Annotated in this window: 5 protein-coding genes; 1 reads left to right on the top strand and 4 read right to left on the bottom strand. The window is 37.4% G+C overall.

What is annotated here, in order from left to right:
• Positions 1 to 29: 29 nt before the first annotated feature.
• Positions 30 to 878 carry a YitT family protein gene (locus OZX56_RS03405; RefSeq protein ID WP_277140187.1) on the bottom strand — a complete coding sequence of 283 codons (849 nt, stop codon included), beginning with the start codon at positions 876 to 878 and terminating at the stop codon, positions 30 to 32.
• Between the two features lie 191 nt (positions 879 to 1,069).
• On the bottom strand, positions 1,070 to 1,903 hold the full coding sequence (locus OZX56_RS03400; protein WP_277140186.1) for a YitT family protein: 834 nt from the start codon (positions 1,901 to 1,903) through the stop codon (positions 1,070 to 1,072).
• Positions 1,904 to 2,033: 130 nt separating this feature from the next.
• Here OZX56_RS03400 and OZX56_RS03395 point away from each other — a divergent pair, with 130 nt between their 5' ends.
• Positions 2,034 to 2,870: a DUF2785 domain-containing protein gene (locus OZX56_RS03395; RefSeq protein WP_277140185.1), complete on the top strand. Its 837-nt coding sequence runs from the start codon at positions 2,034 to 2,036 to the stop codon at positions 2,868 to 2,870.
• A 5-nt stretch (positions 2,871 to 2,875) separates the two neighbouring features.
• On the opposite strand, the gene OZX56_RS03390 is transcribed toward OZX56_RS03395, so the two are convergent.
• Positions 2,876 to 4,198: a DUF2325 domain-containing protein gene (locus OZX56_RS03390; protein ID WP_277140184.1), complete on the bottom strand. Its 1,323-nt coding sequence runs from the start codon at positions 4,196 to 4,198 to the stop codon at positions 2,876 to 2,878.
• 115 nt (positions 4,199 to 4,313) lie between these two features.
• Positions 4,314 to 18,596, bottom strand: a complete 14,283-nt coding sequence (locus tag OZX56_RS03385; RefSeq protein WP_277140183.1) for an SLAP domain-containing protein — start codon at positions 18,594 to 18,596, stop codon at positions 4,314 to 4,316.
• Between the last annotated feature and the right edge of the window lie 154 nt (positions 18,597 to 18,750).

Below are 18,750 nucleotides of genomic sequence, written 5' to 3'. Positions count from 1 at the left end.
TTTAGCACTTCCATATTAAAAATTACTTATTAATGATTTTTACCATACCAGCGACCACCATGAACCTTAGCCACATCTTCAGTCACAATAAAGGCATCATCGTCAATATCCCGGATCTTGGCAATTAGGGCACCATACTCATTAGTGTCGACTACAATCAATAATTGTTGTTTATGCTGCTCGCTGTAACCGCCAACCACGTTATAAACAGTTAGACCATCGTAATCCTCTTGTAGCATTTCTTGAATTTCCGTAATTTTTTCATTACTCATAATCTGTAACTGGTACTTCTTATCAAAACCAGTTTCAGTATACCGCATCGTAATTGTCGTCAATATCTGTGACAGGGTCGCAAGCAAGAATGCCTCCATTCCATCAACAAAAATATTTAAAACAATGATTACCATATCAATGATTAGTAAGGACGTTGCCGGATCAATATAGAAATATTTTTTTAAAATTAATGGTGGAATCGTGGTACCGCCACTAGAGGAATCGATTCGATACAGTAACGAAATTCCAACTCCCATGATTACTCCGCCATAGATTACAGCCAGCAAATCATTATTAGTTAGTTTAAAACTAGGATTTATCTCCATTAGAATGGGTAATAATAAACTACCTATTGCAACTTTTTTTAGTGTTTCTTTTCCTAAAAAAATTGTCGCTAAAATCAACATCAAGATATTGACAATCAATACTGTAACCGACCGATTCACTCCCCAAACGGCATCGACTAAAATAGCAATTCCGGTTGAATCACCGGCTGCAATATTGATTGGCGCATAGAAGAAATTAATTGATATTGCAATTAATTCTAATCCAGTAATAAAGTATATCCAATACTTTAATGAATGTTTTCTTTTATTCTTTTGCATCTCATCATTCTTTCTATATTAAAATTTAATGATATTATTATACATAAATTACAAGACGCTTGCAAATAAAAAACCTTACTAAATTCCCAAAATCGTAAGTTTACTTTAAACAAAATATTAAAAAAGCCACACCAATTTCTATTCAGAAATTGATACAGCTAGCCAATCAAAATTTTAATTATTAATTGGTTCTACCAGCGACCACCATGAACCTTAGCCACATCTTCAGTAACAATAAAAGCATCTGGATCAAGATCACGAATTTTCGCAATTAGCGCCCCATATTCATTAGTATCAACCACAATCAATAATTGCTGCTTCTTTTGCTCACTGTAACCGCCAACTACATTATAAACAGTCAGTCCCTCATAATCATCTTGGAGCATGGCTTGAATTTCAGCAATATTACCATTGCTCATGATCCGCACCTGGTACTTTTTATCAAAACCAGTCTCGCTATATTGCATAGTTAGGGTCGTGATCACCTCAGAAAAAGCGGCCAACAAAAAGGCCTCCATCCCATCAACAAAGATATTTAATATAATAATAATCATATCAATTAGCATCAACCCAATTGCGGAATCAAGATAAAAATATTTCTTGAAAATTAATGGTGGAATCGTAGTCCCACCTGCAGAAGCATCAATCTGATAGAGCATCGAAATTCCGATTCCCATCAAAACGCCACCATAAATAACTGCCAACAAATCATTCTTAGTGATTTGCATACTTGGCGTTATCTGCATTAAAATAGGTAATAAAATACTTCCAAGTGCTACTTTTTTTAACGTTTTCTTTCCTAAAAAAATCGCTGCCAACACAATCATTACTATATTAAAAATAAAGACGGTAATTGAACGATTGACACCCCAGACAGCGTCAATTAAGATGGCAACTCCTGTAGCTCCTCCTGCCGCGATATTAATCGGGGCATAAAATAAGTTAATTGCAACTGCAATTATTTCTAAACCACCAATAAAAAATAACCAATACTTTAAAGAATGCGCACGTTTTTGCTTTGTCATCCACTCTTCCTTCCACATTAAAAAGATAACAGTTTTGCAAATTAGTATAACAAAAAATAAACCTGGACTTCAAACAGCCATCACAGTATTAACCGCTTTTTAAGCAATCATCAGCAAAAGGAACAAAATTATGATTAATGAATTAGAACAATTATTACAGGCACCGACTGCATCATTTCAAATTAGAGAAAATCAATTAAACTTTATGTTAGCTAATCTTAGCAACCCAGATTCGCATTTGCGTGATGACCTAATTTATACTTTATTTGCTAGGGCAATGGCAGAAGATGCCTTCACACCTAACCAAATTAAAAAGATTGTCCAATATTTTTTTACTGAGCAACCATTATTTTCAAAAATCACTTCACCAGCAAGTGACGCAATTTTTGAGCGCAGCTTTGCGGCTCTGCTGGGCGAATTATTACTGACTAAGGACAAATCCAACCATATTTTAACTGAACAACAGCGTAATACCCTATTCTCATGGAGTATTACTTATCTTAAAACCGAAAATGATTATCGTGGTTATGTTAAGGGTAAGGGCTGGGCACATAGCCTAGCTCACGGTAGTGACTTTTTGGGTAGCAGTCTAGCTCATCCGCTTTTTAAAAGTAGCAACATTGCTTCAACAGCTGAAATTTGGTCAATAATTCCCACTATCTTAACTAAAATCACCCAACCCCTGGTCGATGATGAACCAGAACGAATAGCGCACGCCTTTTACTTGGGTGTTAAAAACCACGTAATTGCAACAACCGATCTGAAAAATAAGATTGCCTACCTCGACCACCAAATGTGGCAAAATAACCCACTCGCAGAACCAGTTGATTTTTATCGTTTGAGTATCTGGCAACAGCTGCTACGCAATTGGTACTTCTTCTTTGATGATGAGCTAAAGTTACAGCAATTTTTACAGAATAAGATTAATAATTATTTCAATAAAATGGGATACGAAACTAATAACTAAGCTCCCTATTCTGTTTCATAGGTAATCGTTTGATTACCTTCATAAGCTGGTAACCCATTAGCTGCACGATATAGCGCACGCTCAAAGGCTTGGTAGCCTTTGCTTGAACTAACTGCAAACCCAACATGGTACTTACTAGCAAATTCACGAATATTCCACGTGCTATCGTGTGCTGCAAAGGCAGTAACTAAAATCACCAAGTCTAGTGTCTGAATTTGCCTGTCCATTAATTTCTTCTTTCCTTGAAAGGCATCAATTGCTACTGGAATACCGTTATAACGCCTAACAATACTTTCTAGCATTACTTCATTCTGATTATCACCAATCGCAATTCCAACACGCTGATAATGTAAATCTAGAGCTAATTTGGTAATTTTCGACTCAGAATTAGCCGGTTTTATTTTTTTCTTTTTCGTTTTTGGTTTTACTTGTGGTTGGTCAAGTTGATAAATCCAGCGCAGTTTAATAGCCTGTGCAGGATTCTTTTTTAGATTAACATCTCCAGAATACCAAGCTAGATCAACAATTGAACCATCAACAATTGGCGTATCATCAGTTTGATAACGGCTAGCATCAATTGGTAAGACAATACTCTTGCCACGGATCCGTAATTTTTTCCCATGAATGTCATGAGTTATCGCTAAGTGACCTGTTCCACCCTGTACTACGGCATATTTGAACTCTTCTATCTTGTCAAATTCTGTTGTTGCCAGCTCGCGGTGTCCCACTACACGTAAAATACTTGCTTCATAATGACTTGTAACCGGTTCTGATAGAGCTTCAACAATATCCCCACTAGTCAAATTAAATTGATGAATTTGCTTTTCTGTTAAAGTATAAACAATCTCATTATTATCATTAATTAAGTCACAACCAAGAACCAAACGAATTACTGTATAACGCTTGCCTTTGCGGTAATCTCGCTTCGGCTTATTTGGTTTAATAGCTTGTTCAAAAACTTGCTGGTTGACTGCCTCTTTAGTAACAGTTGATTGCTGAATAGCAACTTCTAACTGTGATAATTCACTACCATATTGCTTAGCTATCGCTTGATCAAAGGTTAAGCGATGCAATGCTGATAGTGACTGCTTTTGAGCAGCACTGCTTCCTGGTGACTTAATTAATTGACTAATTCCCAGTAGCAATTGCTTAATCTCTTTGTTTGTAGTTTGAGTGGGTTGAGTCTTTTGAGTAGCTGTAGATTGCGAATCAACCATACCGAGAACTGCCTTAATCGCAGCTAAACTATTTGTTAAACTGCGTTCATCACCAGTAGTTTTTTGCAAAATTTGTTTTAAATTATTGCGGTAATCAAATGTCTCTTTCAATTTCTTCATCCTTAATTACATAATATAACCATTATAGCCGAAAAAATTGCTTAACCCAAAAAACGTCCCAAGATATTTTTACCTAGGGACGTGTTTGAATAGAAGCTCAGACTAATTATTCAAAATTAGCTGCTTTAATATACTTACCATTACCAAGAATATAATATTTCTGGTGTTTAATTGTAATCGGATCGCCATAAGTGGCAATTATTTGATGCTTATTAAGCACTTGTTTACCTTGTCGATTACCATATTTACTATACAGATAAGCATTATGTGTCAATTTAAGTCTAGCCGCATCAATATTACCAGCAGCAACATATAAGCCATTACTTAAACGATAATATTCTTGCCTACCAATTATTTCTTTAACAGTGGTTTCAACTACCGAATTAGCGTTAAGTACAATACCATTAGCACGTTTGCCATGCTCATCATACAGATAAGTATTGTGCATTAACGTATGAGGAACCGACTTATTTGAAGAACTTTCCTCAGCAGGAATTGTTAGCGAAACATTCTCATCCACTACCTCTGACTTAACGTTAACCGCCTTGACATAGCGACCGTCGCCAATAATGTAATATTGCTTACCGTGAATCTTAACTGGGCTGCCATAAGTAGCAATTGTTTTGCCAGCTTTTAAAGTCACACTATTCTTAACCGGATTACCATATTTATCATAAATCTTTGCATTGTGCTTCAACTTCAAGTTAGTAGCGTTAACATTAGCAGCATCAAGATAATATTGCTTAGTTCCACTACCTTTCTTAGTTAAAATATAGTATTCACGACCATTAATTAGCTTAATACCATAGGTTTTTACAATCGATCCGGCACCAATAACAACCTTATTAGCACGAATACCATCTTCATTATAAACATAAGCATTATGCATCAAGGTAACATCATTGCCTTGATGCAATTCATCATTTGCAACTGGCTTAAGAGGTGCTGATCCATTATTTTCAGAGTTCGTTGGCCGAGGTGTGGTTTCTACAATTTGCTTAATCTTGCTAATTGTCTTTTGACTTTCAGTCTGCACTCCTGACAGCATTGTCTGTTGATCAATTGACTCATTACCAATATTTACAGCCGTTTGAACTTGACCCTTTAGAACTGCCTTTTCTTCTTCTGAGTATGCTTGATTATTATCAATTTGCTCTTTTGCAGTAGTTGCTGCGTTCGCAATTTCAGTTTTAGCCTGGTCTTTAGCTTGCGCCAATTGCTTGGCCAAGTCCTCACCAAGTACAGCTTCAATTGTTGTTTGATCTGAACAAACTTTACTAATCTGATCAATTGCTTTATCACGTGCATTAGTCACATCTTCAGAAGTCGCAAGCTTGTCAAAATCGACTTGAGCTGCTTTATTTACCTCCGCCATTAGTACTGCTTGTTGCTCTTTGGTATAACCTCCTGCATTAATTTTTGCTTGAGCATTGGCCAAAGCGTCATTAACCACACCTTGGGCAACTTCACGCTCAGCCTTTAAAACATCTTTTTTAAGTTCTTTATTGGTCTGACCTTTTGCTTCTTTGTGATTTCTGAAAGCGGCATCAACTCTAGCAGTATTTGCTTGAACACCAAACTTATCGTGCAATTTTTCTAGTGCACTCTGATATGCAGCAATTATTTGCTGATTTGCCTGCTCTTTTTGAACATTAAGATTTTCAGCTAACATATTATCAATTGTTGCTTGATCGAGACTATATTTACCAATCTCAGTAACTATATCATTACGAGCTTCAGTAATTGCATCTGAAGTAATTAATGTATCAAAGTCAACCTGATCCTTATTTCTAACTTGATCACGTAATGTCTGTTTTTCGATACTAGTTAAATTTGTTCCATCTGCATGAGTTAATGAGCTAATTTCATTATCTGCAGCTACGATCGCATCTTTAATACTACCTCGGGCAATTACCCGTTCTCCAGTGAGTTCAGCTTGATTAACTTGATTCTCATTGTCAGCTTCAGTAATGCCATTTTTAGCAACACTATACTGATCTTTAATATTACTCAAATTAATCTTACTACCAAAAACTGCTTGTAGTTTATCAATCGCCTGTTGATAAATAATTGCAAGATGATCTTTAGCTTTGGTCTTAGACTGTTCCAGTTTAACCGCTGCATCATCATTTAAAATTGCAGTAATTGTTGTTTGGTCTGAACAAACTTTACTAATCTGATCAATTGCCTGATCACGTGCACTAGTCACATCTGAAGAACTGTTTAAACCATCAAAATTAACTTGAGCAGCTTGCTTAACTTTTGCCATTAATACTGCTTGTTGATCTTTAGTATAATTTCCTGACCCAATTTTGGTTTGAGCATTGGCTATAGCATCATTAACCGCAGCTTGTGCAATTTCTTTTTCAGCCTTTAAAACATCTACCTTAAGTGCGTCACCAGTCTCACCTTGGGCTTCCTTATGATTTTCATAAGCGGCAGCTACTCTAGTTATATCAACAGTATTACCAAAGGCAGCTTTTAATTTGGCAACTGCAGCGTCATAAATATCCTTAATCTGCTTGTTTGCCTTCGCCTTTTGAGCTGATAAATCGCCATTTATAATCTCATCAATTACATCAGCATCTGAACAATCTCGACTAATCTGTTCGATTGCCCGATCACGAGCCCTACCAATACTCTTAATGTCATTGGCAGTAGTAACATTAACTTTTCCAGCTGCAGCATCCTTAGCCACTTGCTTCTTTAATGCTTCTTTGTCAGCTTCATTATGCTTGCTATTGGTAATTTTTCCATTTGCCGCAACCACTGCATCAGCAATTGCTCCCTGAGCCATAGCTTGTTCACCTTTTACAGCAATTAAAGCTACCTGATCAGTTACAGCAGTATCAGCCAACTTCTTCTTAGCTTGAGTATAGGCTTCATCAAGCATATTCAATGCAATATTATCACCAAATTCGCCTTGTAACTTATTAACAGCTGCTTCATAGGCATTTAGCAAATCGCTTTCTGCTTGTGTTTTGGCCTGACTAAGTTGAACATCATTACTTGTGCCCAACGCTACATTAATCGTGTTAACATCCGTACAATCTTTGCGAATTTGCTTAATTGCTGCATCACGAGCTGTAGTAATTGCTGCAGAAGTGGTCATGCTTGCAAAATTAATGTCAGCATCTTGCTTAACCTTAGCCACCAATGCTGCTTGTTCAGCTGCAGTATATGAACTACCTGTTTCATGTTGCAATTGACCAATTAGCTGCTCGGCATTAGTTACCGCATCCGCAATCGCACCTTGTGCAATTTCGCGCTCAGCTTTAAGTGCATCAGCTTTAAGTTCAGCAACAGTATTGCCTTGCGCCATTTTATGTTTGTTATAGGCTTGATCAACATATTGGGTACTAGATTCATCAAATTCAGCCTGTAGTTTAGCAACTGCTTGGTCATAAATAGTCTTGATCTGTTGGTCAAGACGTTCCTGCTGAACACCAAGGTCTTGATCAAAAATTGCATTGATTGTAGCTTGAACATTACTATCATTTTGGATTTGAGTAATTGTCTTATCTCGAACAGTTTCAGTGTCTTTAATAGTCGTCTGCTTAGCAATTTCATCCTTACCATTATTAGCAGCTTGCTTAACCTTATCTTTAAGCGCTTGTTTTTCTGCTTCAGTATAATTTTTATTGTTATCAATAACCTGATTGGCAGTAGTAACTGCTTGGTCAATAGCAGAGTTAGCCACTGTTTTAGCCTGTTCCAATTTTTCCTGCTGCACCGCCGAATCATTAGCAAAAATGTTATTAATAGTAGTTTTATCAGAACAAATGCTACTAATATTGGCTATTACCTTATCACGCATTCTTTCAATTGAGGAAGAGTATTTTCCAGTTGAAAAGTCAGCTTTATCATACTCTTGCTGAACTGCCGCTGTTAAGGCCGCTTTTTGTACCTCAGAATATGTCTTATTAGCAGCTATTTTTGCATTGGCAGCTATTTTTGCATCTGTAATCGAACCTTGCGCAATCAGTCGTTCTCCAGCAAGCTCAGCTTCATGCAGTTCACTAACTTGGTCAACATTATTCAAATTTTCTTTGGCCTTGTCATATTGCTGGTTTAAATTAGTAATAGGAACATTAAATCCTAAATAAGCTTGCAGCTGTCCTTGAGCCGTTACATAAGCAATTTCTAAATCATTAAGTGTCTTAGCCTTTTGAACTGCCAAATCATTAGTCAAAATATTATTAGCAGTAGCAGAATCTTTACTTATTTTGCTAATCTGATCAATCGTAGCATCACGTTTAGTAGTAATTGCCGTTGAATCAGTTAATTTATTGAAATCAACGTTTGCTAATGCAGCAACTTGGTTCTTTAATGCTTGTTGTTCAATGGTGGTATAATTCCCAGCTTCAATCAATTGATCAGCAGCTACTTGGGCATCTGCCACAGCACCTTGAGCAATTAGTCGTTCTCCAGTAAGTTGTAAAGCTGCAATTTCTGCAACAATACTGTTAGCAGTTTCACCTTTAGCGATAATTCCAGCAGTAGCTGCAGCATATTGCGTGTTAAGACTAGTTAATGCAACGTCTTTGCCAAAGTCAAGTTGTAATTTTGCTTTAGCAGCCTGATAAATTACTTCCAGATTTGCCTTAGCCTTAGCTTTTTCTTGGTCAAGGATAACTGTTGGATCATTTGCTATCGCTTCATTAATAGTAGCAGAATCAGTATAATCTTTTAAAATTTGCTCAATAGCAGCATCACGAAGCGTTTCAGCATCATCTGCAGTTGCAGCATTATCAATTCTAGCTTTGCCTTCCTTTAAATCTTTAGCAACTAGGTTCTTGATAGCTTGTTTTTCATTTGTGGTTAAATCTTGACCATTTTCATGCTTTAAGCTATTAATTTGCAAATTGGCTGCATCAGCCGCTGCGTCAAGTGCAGCTTGATCAATTTCCTTAATAGCAGTTAAGATATAGTTTCGTATCGCTCCAGCAGTTTGCAAACCAGACATTTGATTTACCACATTAAGAAGTGTTGTATCTAACTTACTTTGATCAATATCCTTACCCAATTTTATTTGTGCAGAATTATACGCCGCTGCAAGTGCAGCGTAAGCTTCTTTACCCGCAGAAATCAGTTCATTGGCATCATCCAAGCCAGCTTGAGTTAAAACTGCATTAATATTGCTTTGAGCTGTAGTAATAACTTCATTTAATCGTTCCTGATTGCCAATTATATCATTATCATTTGGCAATATTTGATCAAGTGAATTATTAGCCGCTTTAACTGCATTATCAACTTTATTCTGTGAAAGTTGCTGATTAGCAAGACTTAGATTGTTATTTTGGCTAATTTGGTCTTTAGCCTGATCAGCTGCCTGTTTAATTTGCTCCTTAGCTTTTAGCTTATTAAGTGCTGTTAAGCCTTGATCATAAGCGGTTATTGCTTGTGCAATATCTTTAGCATTAGCCAAATCAGTTAAACTAGTTTCAATCGTAGTAACTAAATCAGGGTAGTTTTGCTTCTGATCAGTTGTTAAATGCTGATAATTAATTTCTAAATCGGCAGTATTTTCGATTTCGTTTGTAAGCCATGGATAATTTGCAGCGTTATCTTTAGCTAATACCTGACTAATTGCGGCTTCCCCAGCTTGTTCAAAACCGTGAACTTGCTTTTGATACTCTTTTGCATCAACTGGTTGATTATTTTCGTCAACAAATGGTACCTGCATATCAGCTGAGGCAGCAGTAAAGACTGCATTAATCTTATCCTTAGCAGCTGCCTTTTGTTCAGCCGTCAACTGCGAACGATCAATGATAGCAAAGGCCTTTTGCTTAAATGCATTCAAATTATTGATTTCACCATTACGATAGGAATTATTAGTAGCCTCAAAAACAATATTATTAAAGCAAATTGTTCCATCGCTATATGCTTGCTCACTTTCAGCATCAGTTTTGGCATTAGTAATATTATCTATAGCCTGATCAGCTGCCAGATTAATTTTGTTATAATAACTCGTTTTTTCTGTATCAGACAGCCAATCAGTCGAATCGATAACGGACTTAAGCTTAGTAACTGCAGCATTAAGCTTGCCAATATAATCACGCTTTTGCTGGTCCAAATTACTGGTAGCAACTATCTTATCAATCCCAGCTTCACCAAAATTAGCAGCTTCCGTTGCAACAGGAATTCCCTTTTCAGCATTTTGAACTGCTATTTTGGCAGTATTAAAATCAGCCTGTGTGGGATGTTCAGGTAAAGTTATCGCATTAATCTTATCAATCGCTTTTTGTGCCGCTGCTTGAATTTGCTGTGCTAAATCAGCTTTTTCAGCTGCTGTTAAATTATCCAAGTTTGCCAAGGCACCAGTTCCGTGCTCGCCAGCCGCATAAGCGTTAATTGCAGCAATTTGCTTGTTCTGCTCAATTATAAGTTTACTTGGCAAAATTGAACCATCAATTAGGACAATTCCTGCATTTTGTGCAGCTTGAATTGTACTAGCACCATGAGCTGCATAAATCTTGGAAATCCCATCCTTTAAAGCTTGATCAATTGCCTTACGTGCTGTTGAAACTTGACTGCTATTTAATAATGGCTTAGTTGAATCAGCCGTATTAGCTACCAGATTAGTTAAATCATCATTAATTTTAGCAGCCTCTGCTTGCAGACTATCGATTGCAGCAGTTTTAGTTTTCACATTCTCCATTACCCCATTAATTGCAGCAATGCCATCAGCTTTAGCGACATTAATCGCACTCACGCCCTTTGTTTTAGCGGTATTAATTGCACTATTGGCCTTTTTGCGCTCGCTTTCAACTTCATCTCGCAGGTGCTGGGCAACCGCCTCATCCATGATGCTATGATCAGCACTAATTTGATTAATTTTATTATTAGAGTCATCCGCAGCTGCCTGAATTGCATTAAGAGCTGTAGTATATGCTATTTCAACATCTATTTGATTGCTAATTTCACCTAAAGCAGATTCACCAGCAACTTCGGCTGAATTTACTTTAGTTACATCATCAGCCAAGTTAATTGAACTGGTTGCTGTATCAACAGCCTGACCGATCAATTGGTACATTTCATCATATTGTGGCTGCGTCAAAGTACTTGTTGTCAAACCTGTCTTAATCCGATTTTTAATGGTTTCAGCTTTTTTATTTATTTTATTAATAGCCGCTGCCTGTGCGTTACGTAATTCACTATTTTTAGCACCATCAACCAAAGCCTGAATTTCATCTTGACCTTTTTTCAGATTAACTTTAAGACGACGTTCAGATGGAGAGCTATTAACAACTGTCTTAGCTTTATCTCGGGCCTTACCAATGTTAGTTACAACTGTATATTTATCAGCTGTTGACAGTTCTTCATCAGCGATTTGCATCACTATACCGATAGCATCACTTGCTTGTTCATCTAATTTATTATTAGCTATAATCTTACTATTTGCCAAGGTTATTTGTCTATATATACTATTAATCTCATTTTCACTATAATCAACAACGGCGCTAATATAGCTTACTGTAGAACTAGTATTAATTCGATAGATACCACTTTCATAGAAGCCATTAATGGCAGCTTTAGCATCTTCTTTATCATTACTTGCTATATAAGCTAAAGCATCAATATCTGCAAGAACACCTTTGTTGTTAGCTCCATCGCCTTTTACCAGCTGATCAAGTTCTTTGATGGCTGCTGCCCTGGCTTGCTTCAAATTATTATTGTTAGCATCATTTTTTACTTGATTAATAGCCTTTACCGTATCATCACGGATTTGGTTGATAGTAGTAATATCATTCGTTTGGTCGAGTTGATTTTGGGCTTCATCAACAAGTTGCTTGATAGTCTTTTTATCATCCTTACCAAGAATATCATTATCTTCATCAGCTGCTGTTTGGATTGCCGTTTTTGCCTGCACTCTAGCTGAATTAATATAAAAATCAAAAGTCCCCGAATTAATTAATTCCTCTCCATCACTAAGAGCAGACATAATTTTGTTATACGTATCAGCTTGATCGAACTCAGTATGTATCTTTGACTTGACGGAATCCATGTAGTCTAGGGTGCTTGTATAGTCACTACTGAGTTGGTGTTGCTCATCCACTGTAAGAGCGGCATAAGCAGCATTTAGATCATCAATAGCCTGTTGAAATTCACGATCAAATTGATCTTTAGATTGCTGTCTTAATTTGTTAAGCACAGTCTGATTAGCATTTGCCTCCGCTGTAGCAATTGCTTGCTCACCTTGCTTTTCAGCATTAACCACATCTGTAGTAGTTGTTTCAGGATTATCACCAAGCGCAGTTAAATTGTTTTTAGCTGTCTCTAAAGCTTCGTTAATGGCATCGATAATTTGTCGTTTATCTGGATTATCTTCTGAAATACTATTAATTTCGCCTTGAGCATATTGGTCAAGCTTTGCCTGATTGGTAGTAATCGCTTCAGACACAGTTTGAGCAGCAGTCAACACGTTGTCCATGGCTGAAATTCCAGTTTCCTTTTCAAGATTTACTTGCGCAACTGTTGTTAGATCAGAAGCCTTTACTTTATCCACCGCATCATGATAAGCAGTACTTACTTTCTGCTTAAGAGTTGCCTTGACATCAGTACTAATACTAGTTAGAGCATCAATTGCATTAGTAATATTAGTTTCCTCAGCTAGTAATTCTTTGAGAGCAGCATTTTTGGCTGATTGCAAATTAGCTGCTGTCTTGATGGACGTCAACTTATTTCCGCCCGCTAACTGATTGTTCTTAACATCTTGGACAGTTTGAGAATTTTGAATGTTAGTCTTAGCAGTTTGCAAAGCGTTCGAAAGCAAGTCGTCATCAAAATGTTCTTTTTCAGTTAAACTAAGGTACTCATCCCGATTTATAGCTTTGCTGGCATCCCTAGCAATCTCATTCAAAGCCTTGAGTGCAGCTTCCTTAGCTGTTCGCAATTCTTCGTTTACACTACCAGTCAGATCGGAAACGACACTATCTATTGCACTAGTAGCAGAATTTTGCTGTTGAGCAATATCTACACTATTATTGGCCTTATTAACGTTGGAAACACCAGTATCATAGTAATCATTAATGTTAGCTAGATACATCTTCTTATCGTCAGCACTGATTTTACCATCAGTAAATAACTGATTAATTGCAGCTAATGCAGTATCTTTATGAGTGGCTAATTCAGCTAATGCGCTTGCTCGATCAGCCGCAATTTGTGAAGCAGCTAAATCTGAATTGATGGCAGTTTTACCCTCCTGTTCAGCATTATCAATCGCAGTTTGACTGGCAGAACTATTAATTCGATCTTTAGCAGTGTTAAAATCGGTATTGATTTTATCAATATAAGTTTGCTTATCGCTGTTACTTAATTGCTCATCAGAAATTGCTTTAATTTTATTAATTGCACCTTCAACGATTGCTTGCAATCTACCAATTGCAGTATCCTTACCAGTTTGTAAAGTTGCCTGATCCTTTACTCCTGCAGAATTAAGCACTTTATCCATATAGTCAGTTGCCGTACTTTGAGCAACTGAAACCTTATCTGAATTACTTGCAGCATTAATTTGTACTATTCCACTATTGTAGTAACTATCAACTTGTGCCTGATAATCAGTAATTTGATCAGCAGTTAAATTATCCAGATCAGCAATTTTTTGCTTAGTTTCGCTTGCATATTGCTTAATTGCAGCAGTGGCATTAGCTTTTTGTGATGTTAAAGTTGCAGCACTAAATATTTTGTTTAGTCCTCTGATACCACTATCATACTCAGCATTCAATGCTTCCTGAGTAGCTGCTTGTTTAATCTTATAAGCGGCCGAATTAGAATCTTCAACTTGAACAATCGCTTGTAGTTGTGCTAGATAATTTGCTTTTTCAGTTGCAGTTAATCCGGTCAACGCATTAAGATTCTTTTCAATATCTTGCTCAGCATTATTAAGATCGTTTAAAACAGTTTGTTTTTGACCTGCAAGAATACCGGCAGACTTAACACGATCTAACTCGGTTAGACCTGCTTGTAAATTATTATCAAGTTCTTCTTGATTAGTCGCTGCGCTAAGTTTATCGCCATAAGCAGTATGAGCGCTATTGGTCAAAATGCCTTGGGCTTGCGCCATTAATGATGCAAATAAATCTGGCGTCAATAAATCTTTTTGTTCATTTAAGGTAGTTTCAACAGCTTTTTCTGCATTAATTAATTCTTGTTTAGCGCCAATCCGATCAATTGTCACTAAACCAGCAGTTTTTACTTGTTCCAAATTATCTGCAGTTGTTGTAGCTGCAACAAGATTTGCCAATGCAGTTTCTTTAGCAGCAGTAATTTGATCTTTCAGCGCTGGATATTGGGTGATTTGGGCTGCCGCTACTTGTTCAATCTCCGCTTTGGCAGCTGTTTGATCAATTAGAAATAGACCTGCTTTTTGTTTCTGGTTAATGGTTGCTACATCAGTCAGTCCAGCTAGTCCGGCAAGTGCCTGTTTCTTAGCTTTTTCAAACTCATCCTTGTAGTCAGGATATTGGTCTGCAAACTTGGCTGCTGCCGCTTTAATCGCATCTTGAGCTGCATCAAGTTTAGCAATACTATTAATTTGCGCCACACCAGCAGTTTGTGCTTGATTTAAATCTGTTAAATTACTTGTAATCAGTGTTGCTACTGCAGTATTCAATGCTTGATTAATTAATTCTTGTTCATCCGGATTAGCAGCTACTTGATTATCACGAGTAGTTTGTAAAGCCTTAATAGCATTTAAGCGACTGGTTACGTCCGTAATAATGTCTTGGGCCTTTTTGTATTCAGACTTGACAGTTTCTTCATCGCTAGCCTTGTCAATGGTTGCCTGACCAACAACATCTGTATTAGCAGCAGTTTGAGTTGCTGCAATATCAAGCGCTACTTGCAATTGATCCTTTAAACCGTTAATTGCAGCCTTTTGCGCCTGATCAATTCCTGCTCCATTAGCCGCCTGATCAATGAGATTCAGCAAATCACCATTAGTAATTTGATTATTCAAGTCCTGCTTGAACTTGTTCTTATAATCAGCAATCGCGTTCTTAACTTGTGCAATTCCTGTTTTGATATCTAGAACATCTTCGCGATTATTTGGATTAGCATTTTCAAGGTCAGTTGAACCCTGTAAATTACTAGTTTCAGTCTCGTTAAAAATCGTTTCATCTGCCTGACTAATGACACTAGTCAAATTGAGTGAAAATTTGCTGTCACTACTATCAGGGAAAGCTGTTTGCAAATCGGCAATGGCATTGTGAAACTCAGAAAGTGCACAAATTCTAGTTGTAAAATCACTAAATGAGCCGGTAACTCGATTCTTAATATTAGTTATATCGCCAATTGTTGTGGCCTGCATAATACTATCATGACCATTGGCAGCAATAACCGCATTATTCAAGCGTGCTTTTAGGTCATCAGTTAAATTAGCCTGAGCAATTTGTGATTCAATCAGCCTTGCTGAAGTAGCAATCTGATTATTTGCCCAACTTTGATAATCAGCTAGCACATTAGCCATTGCATTATCTCTAGCATCATTAATCGCAATCGTACCAGAAGCCGCATTAATCGCTGCTTTACCTTTATTTAGACTAGCCTTATACGCAGAATTAGCGTTAGCATCAGCACTTTGCACAAAAGCATCCAGTTCTGCACTAGCTGCACTTTGGTCAAACTGGTCGAGAATGGTTTGCTTACGCTCATTAGCCGCCACAATACTAGTAGTTCCATAAATAGACTTAGTCCGATCATAGTTAGGATCGATTGGTTTAGCAATTGCGGCTTCCAAAGCATTATTAACTTTAGAAATATAACCAGTTTGACTTGACAATAAACCCAATTTAGCATCTTTGATACGCTTAATTGCAGCTTGAGCTGCGGCATTCAAGTCAGCAGCTATGGCGTCTTGAGTTTCTCCTAAAGTTTGAACACTTAGATCGGTAATTAACGGTCGTGCTTGAGCATCACCGGCTGGCAAAGTCAAACTAGTCGGATTATAGCTAACAAAGTTCGCATTAGGTGTTAACTTTAATTTATCACCCTTGCGTAATTTAATAGTTTGGTCAGCAGGAATAGTAAAACTAAACGTTCCATTATCTTTAACTTGGGCAGCAAACTCGTCAGGTTGGTCATCAGTTTTGTCACTTTGATATGGTGACTTAAGCTGGTTATCAACGATATATTGCTCCTTTAATTCACCCTCTGTGACAAATTGCGCGGTAATAAAGGTGTTAGTTCCAGTGGGATCATCCTTGTGCGCCGTGAAGTTAAGTACTTGTCCACTAACAGTTCTCGAACCATCAGCGTTGAGAACAATATCTACTTTACCGGCTTCACCTGCTGCATTAGCAATATCTAAGAAGCCTTTTGGGTTGGCAGACACAAAATGCACGTAATTATGCTCAGGGCTACCTGCAGCATTGTAAACATCATTTACATACTGGCGGACCGCATCCTCAGCTGCTTGACTAAGACTGACTACATTGTCAACGATAATTCCATTAGCAGAATTATGAATATCAAATTCATGCAAGGGCATAGTAGTTTGTGACTTTTGGCCATTTGGCAAAGTAAATTGGTAATTCTTGGTTTGTTGTCTAACGTTAGTCAGCTTAATCGGGTTAGAAGTAATGACACTGGTTTTGGCATTGGTATTGCCCGAAGCATCAAGGAGCAATTCTTGCGGATTGGTAACAACTAACGTACCGCCCTTAACATCAATTAAGTTAAGGGCTCCCGTTCCTGCACCTAGACTAGCATCAGCTGGAGCTTGCTGAGACGGTAATAGTTGCACCTTGAAGGTTCCATTATTTAAGTTAGCAGTGCCAGCAATCAGTACCAGTGTGCCAGCGTATTTTTGCATATTAGTCCCAATGATATTTAAAGCACCACCAGAGTGAACATTCAGGTTTCCTTTGTCATAGAACAGCGTATTGGCATTACCATTAGAATTATTTGAGATATCACCATTAGTAGTAATGTTAATCGCAGCACCATGATGAATATCAATACTAGAATCAGTACTATTTAATGAAATAGCAGCAGCCTGCATATTATCAAGAGTACCGTTAAAGTCGGGATTACCAACATTAATGTCTAGGGTCGCGCCATTACCAACATCTAACGTACCGCCCGCAAGATAGATTCCATAAACTTTGCTAGTAGTTTCTGCCCAATTAGCAGTTATCCCACTAACTGCATTCTTAGCTGGGTTAAGGGTAACATGAGCATTTTCACCAATATTAAGCTTGGCATTGGCGCCACTCATTTGAATTACATTACCACCGATCGTACTTGCCTCAAAAGTGCTATCTGGATCAAACCATAATTCTTGTTTATTATTACTACTACTAGAAAATTCCAGCAACTGTTGATGAGTAGAACTACCTGTAACTTTATCGTTATTAACAGGACTAATATATGGCACCGAAATTGTCTCGGCCTGATTTTCACCACTAAAGTGAACCACAATATCAGGTGTATAAAAATAAGCTAGTTGTGTACCATGAAAATCAATATTATTGAAATTCAAATCCGCAGCCATATTAGTAGTGTTGGCTACCCCATAATAGGTCGAACTATAGAGTGAAATATTGCTATAAGTTAGCGTAATATGACTGTTAGCATTGGTAAAACCACCACTAGCAACAGGCTTAGGATCATTAGCTCTAAAGTCAATAATATACTTACCCTTAGGATCATTTGGATCGTAAGATTCAATCGTTAAGTTGCGCTCGCCATTAACTGTAACCGCGAGATCAGATGCGGAATTATTGGGTGCTGTAATATTCTTAGTGACCTTAATTAAGCTAACATTAGCGTTAGCTAGGGCAGCTTTTAATTCGTCCCAATTCTGCACTGCAACTTCTGTAGCAGTTGTAGCTTGCGGCACAACTAATTCTGGCTTGGCCACCTCAGTAGGCAAAGGCGTAGTCGAAGTAGTAGGTTCCTTATCAGTAGTTGTGATATTAGCTACTTGCTGATCTTGGTCTGAAGTATGTGAATCATTAGCTGGAACTTGATCTGTTGATTCTACTGGAGGAGTCGGCTTAGACACTGGCTCTGCAGAAGTCGTATTGGCAGGCTTAGCAGTATCTTTATCAGTCTCATCTTTAGCTGGCACTTCCGGAGTTTCTTTCAAAAACAAGCTCAAACCTTGATAAGTTGACAAGTCTGGCTCAGTTGCTTGCTCATGTTTATCTTTAGCTCTAGAAGAAGCCAGCTCGCTAGTGGTATCTTTGGTTTGCGAAGCTTTTTCAGTATCACGAGTAGAAATAACTGTATCAGCCTTCACACTTTGTGAGTTAGCACCTAAAAACGTAAACCCAAGAAGTACTGATGCTGCACCAATCGTCAACTTTCGAATGGAAAAGCGTTCTTGTTTATTTTGCATTTCCATTTTTCGCAGTCGCTCAGCGAAATTGTTTTTTCCTAGCATAAAATAACCTTCCTTACAAACTCTTATCTATAAAGAAATATTATAACCACGTTCACATTTTATGTAAATATATGCGGTGTATATCATAATTACTTTAATGATAACGAGCAACATATTTATACAATTTTTTAAGCAAATTAAATAACGAAGCAAG

Origin of the sequence: Lactobacillus sp. ESL0684, from assembly GCF_029392675.1 — a bacterium.
GTDB lineage: Bacteria > Bacillota > Bacilli > Lactobacillales > Lactobacillaceae > Lactobacillus.
Note: the sequence above shows the minus strand (reverse complement) of the source record. Positions and strands in the feature narration are given on the sequence as shown.

What these genes read in the sequence shown, in the direction of transcription:
- OZX56_RS03405 (WP_277140187.1), bottom strand. Translation starts at nt 878, where the DNA reads ATGCAAAAGAATAAAAGAAAACATTCATTAAAGTATTGGATATACTTT.
- OZX56_RS03400 (WP_277140186.1), bottom strand. Translation starts at nt 1,903, where the DNA reads ATGACAAAGCAAAAACGTGCGCATTCTTTAAAGTATTGGTTATTTTTT.
- OZX56_RS03395 (WP_277140185.1), top strand. Translation starts at nt 2,034, where the DNA reads ATGATTAATGAATTAGAACAATTATTACAGGCACCGACTGCATCATTT.
- OZX56_RS03385 (WP_277140183.1), bottom strand. Translation starts at nt 18,596, where the DNA reads ATGCTAGGAAAAAACAATTTCGCTGAGCGACTGCGAAAAATGGAAATG.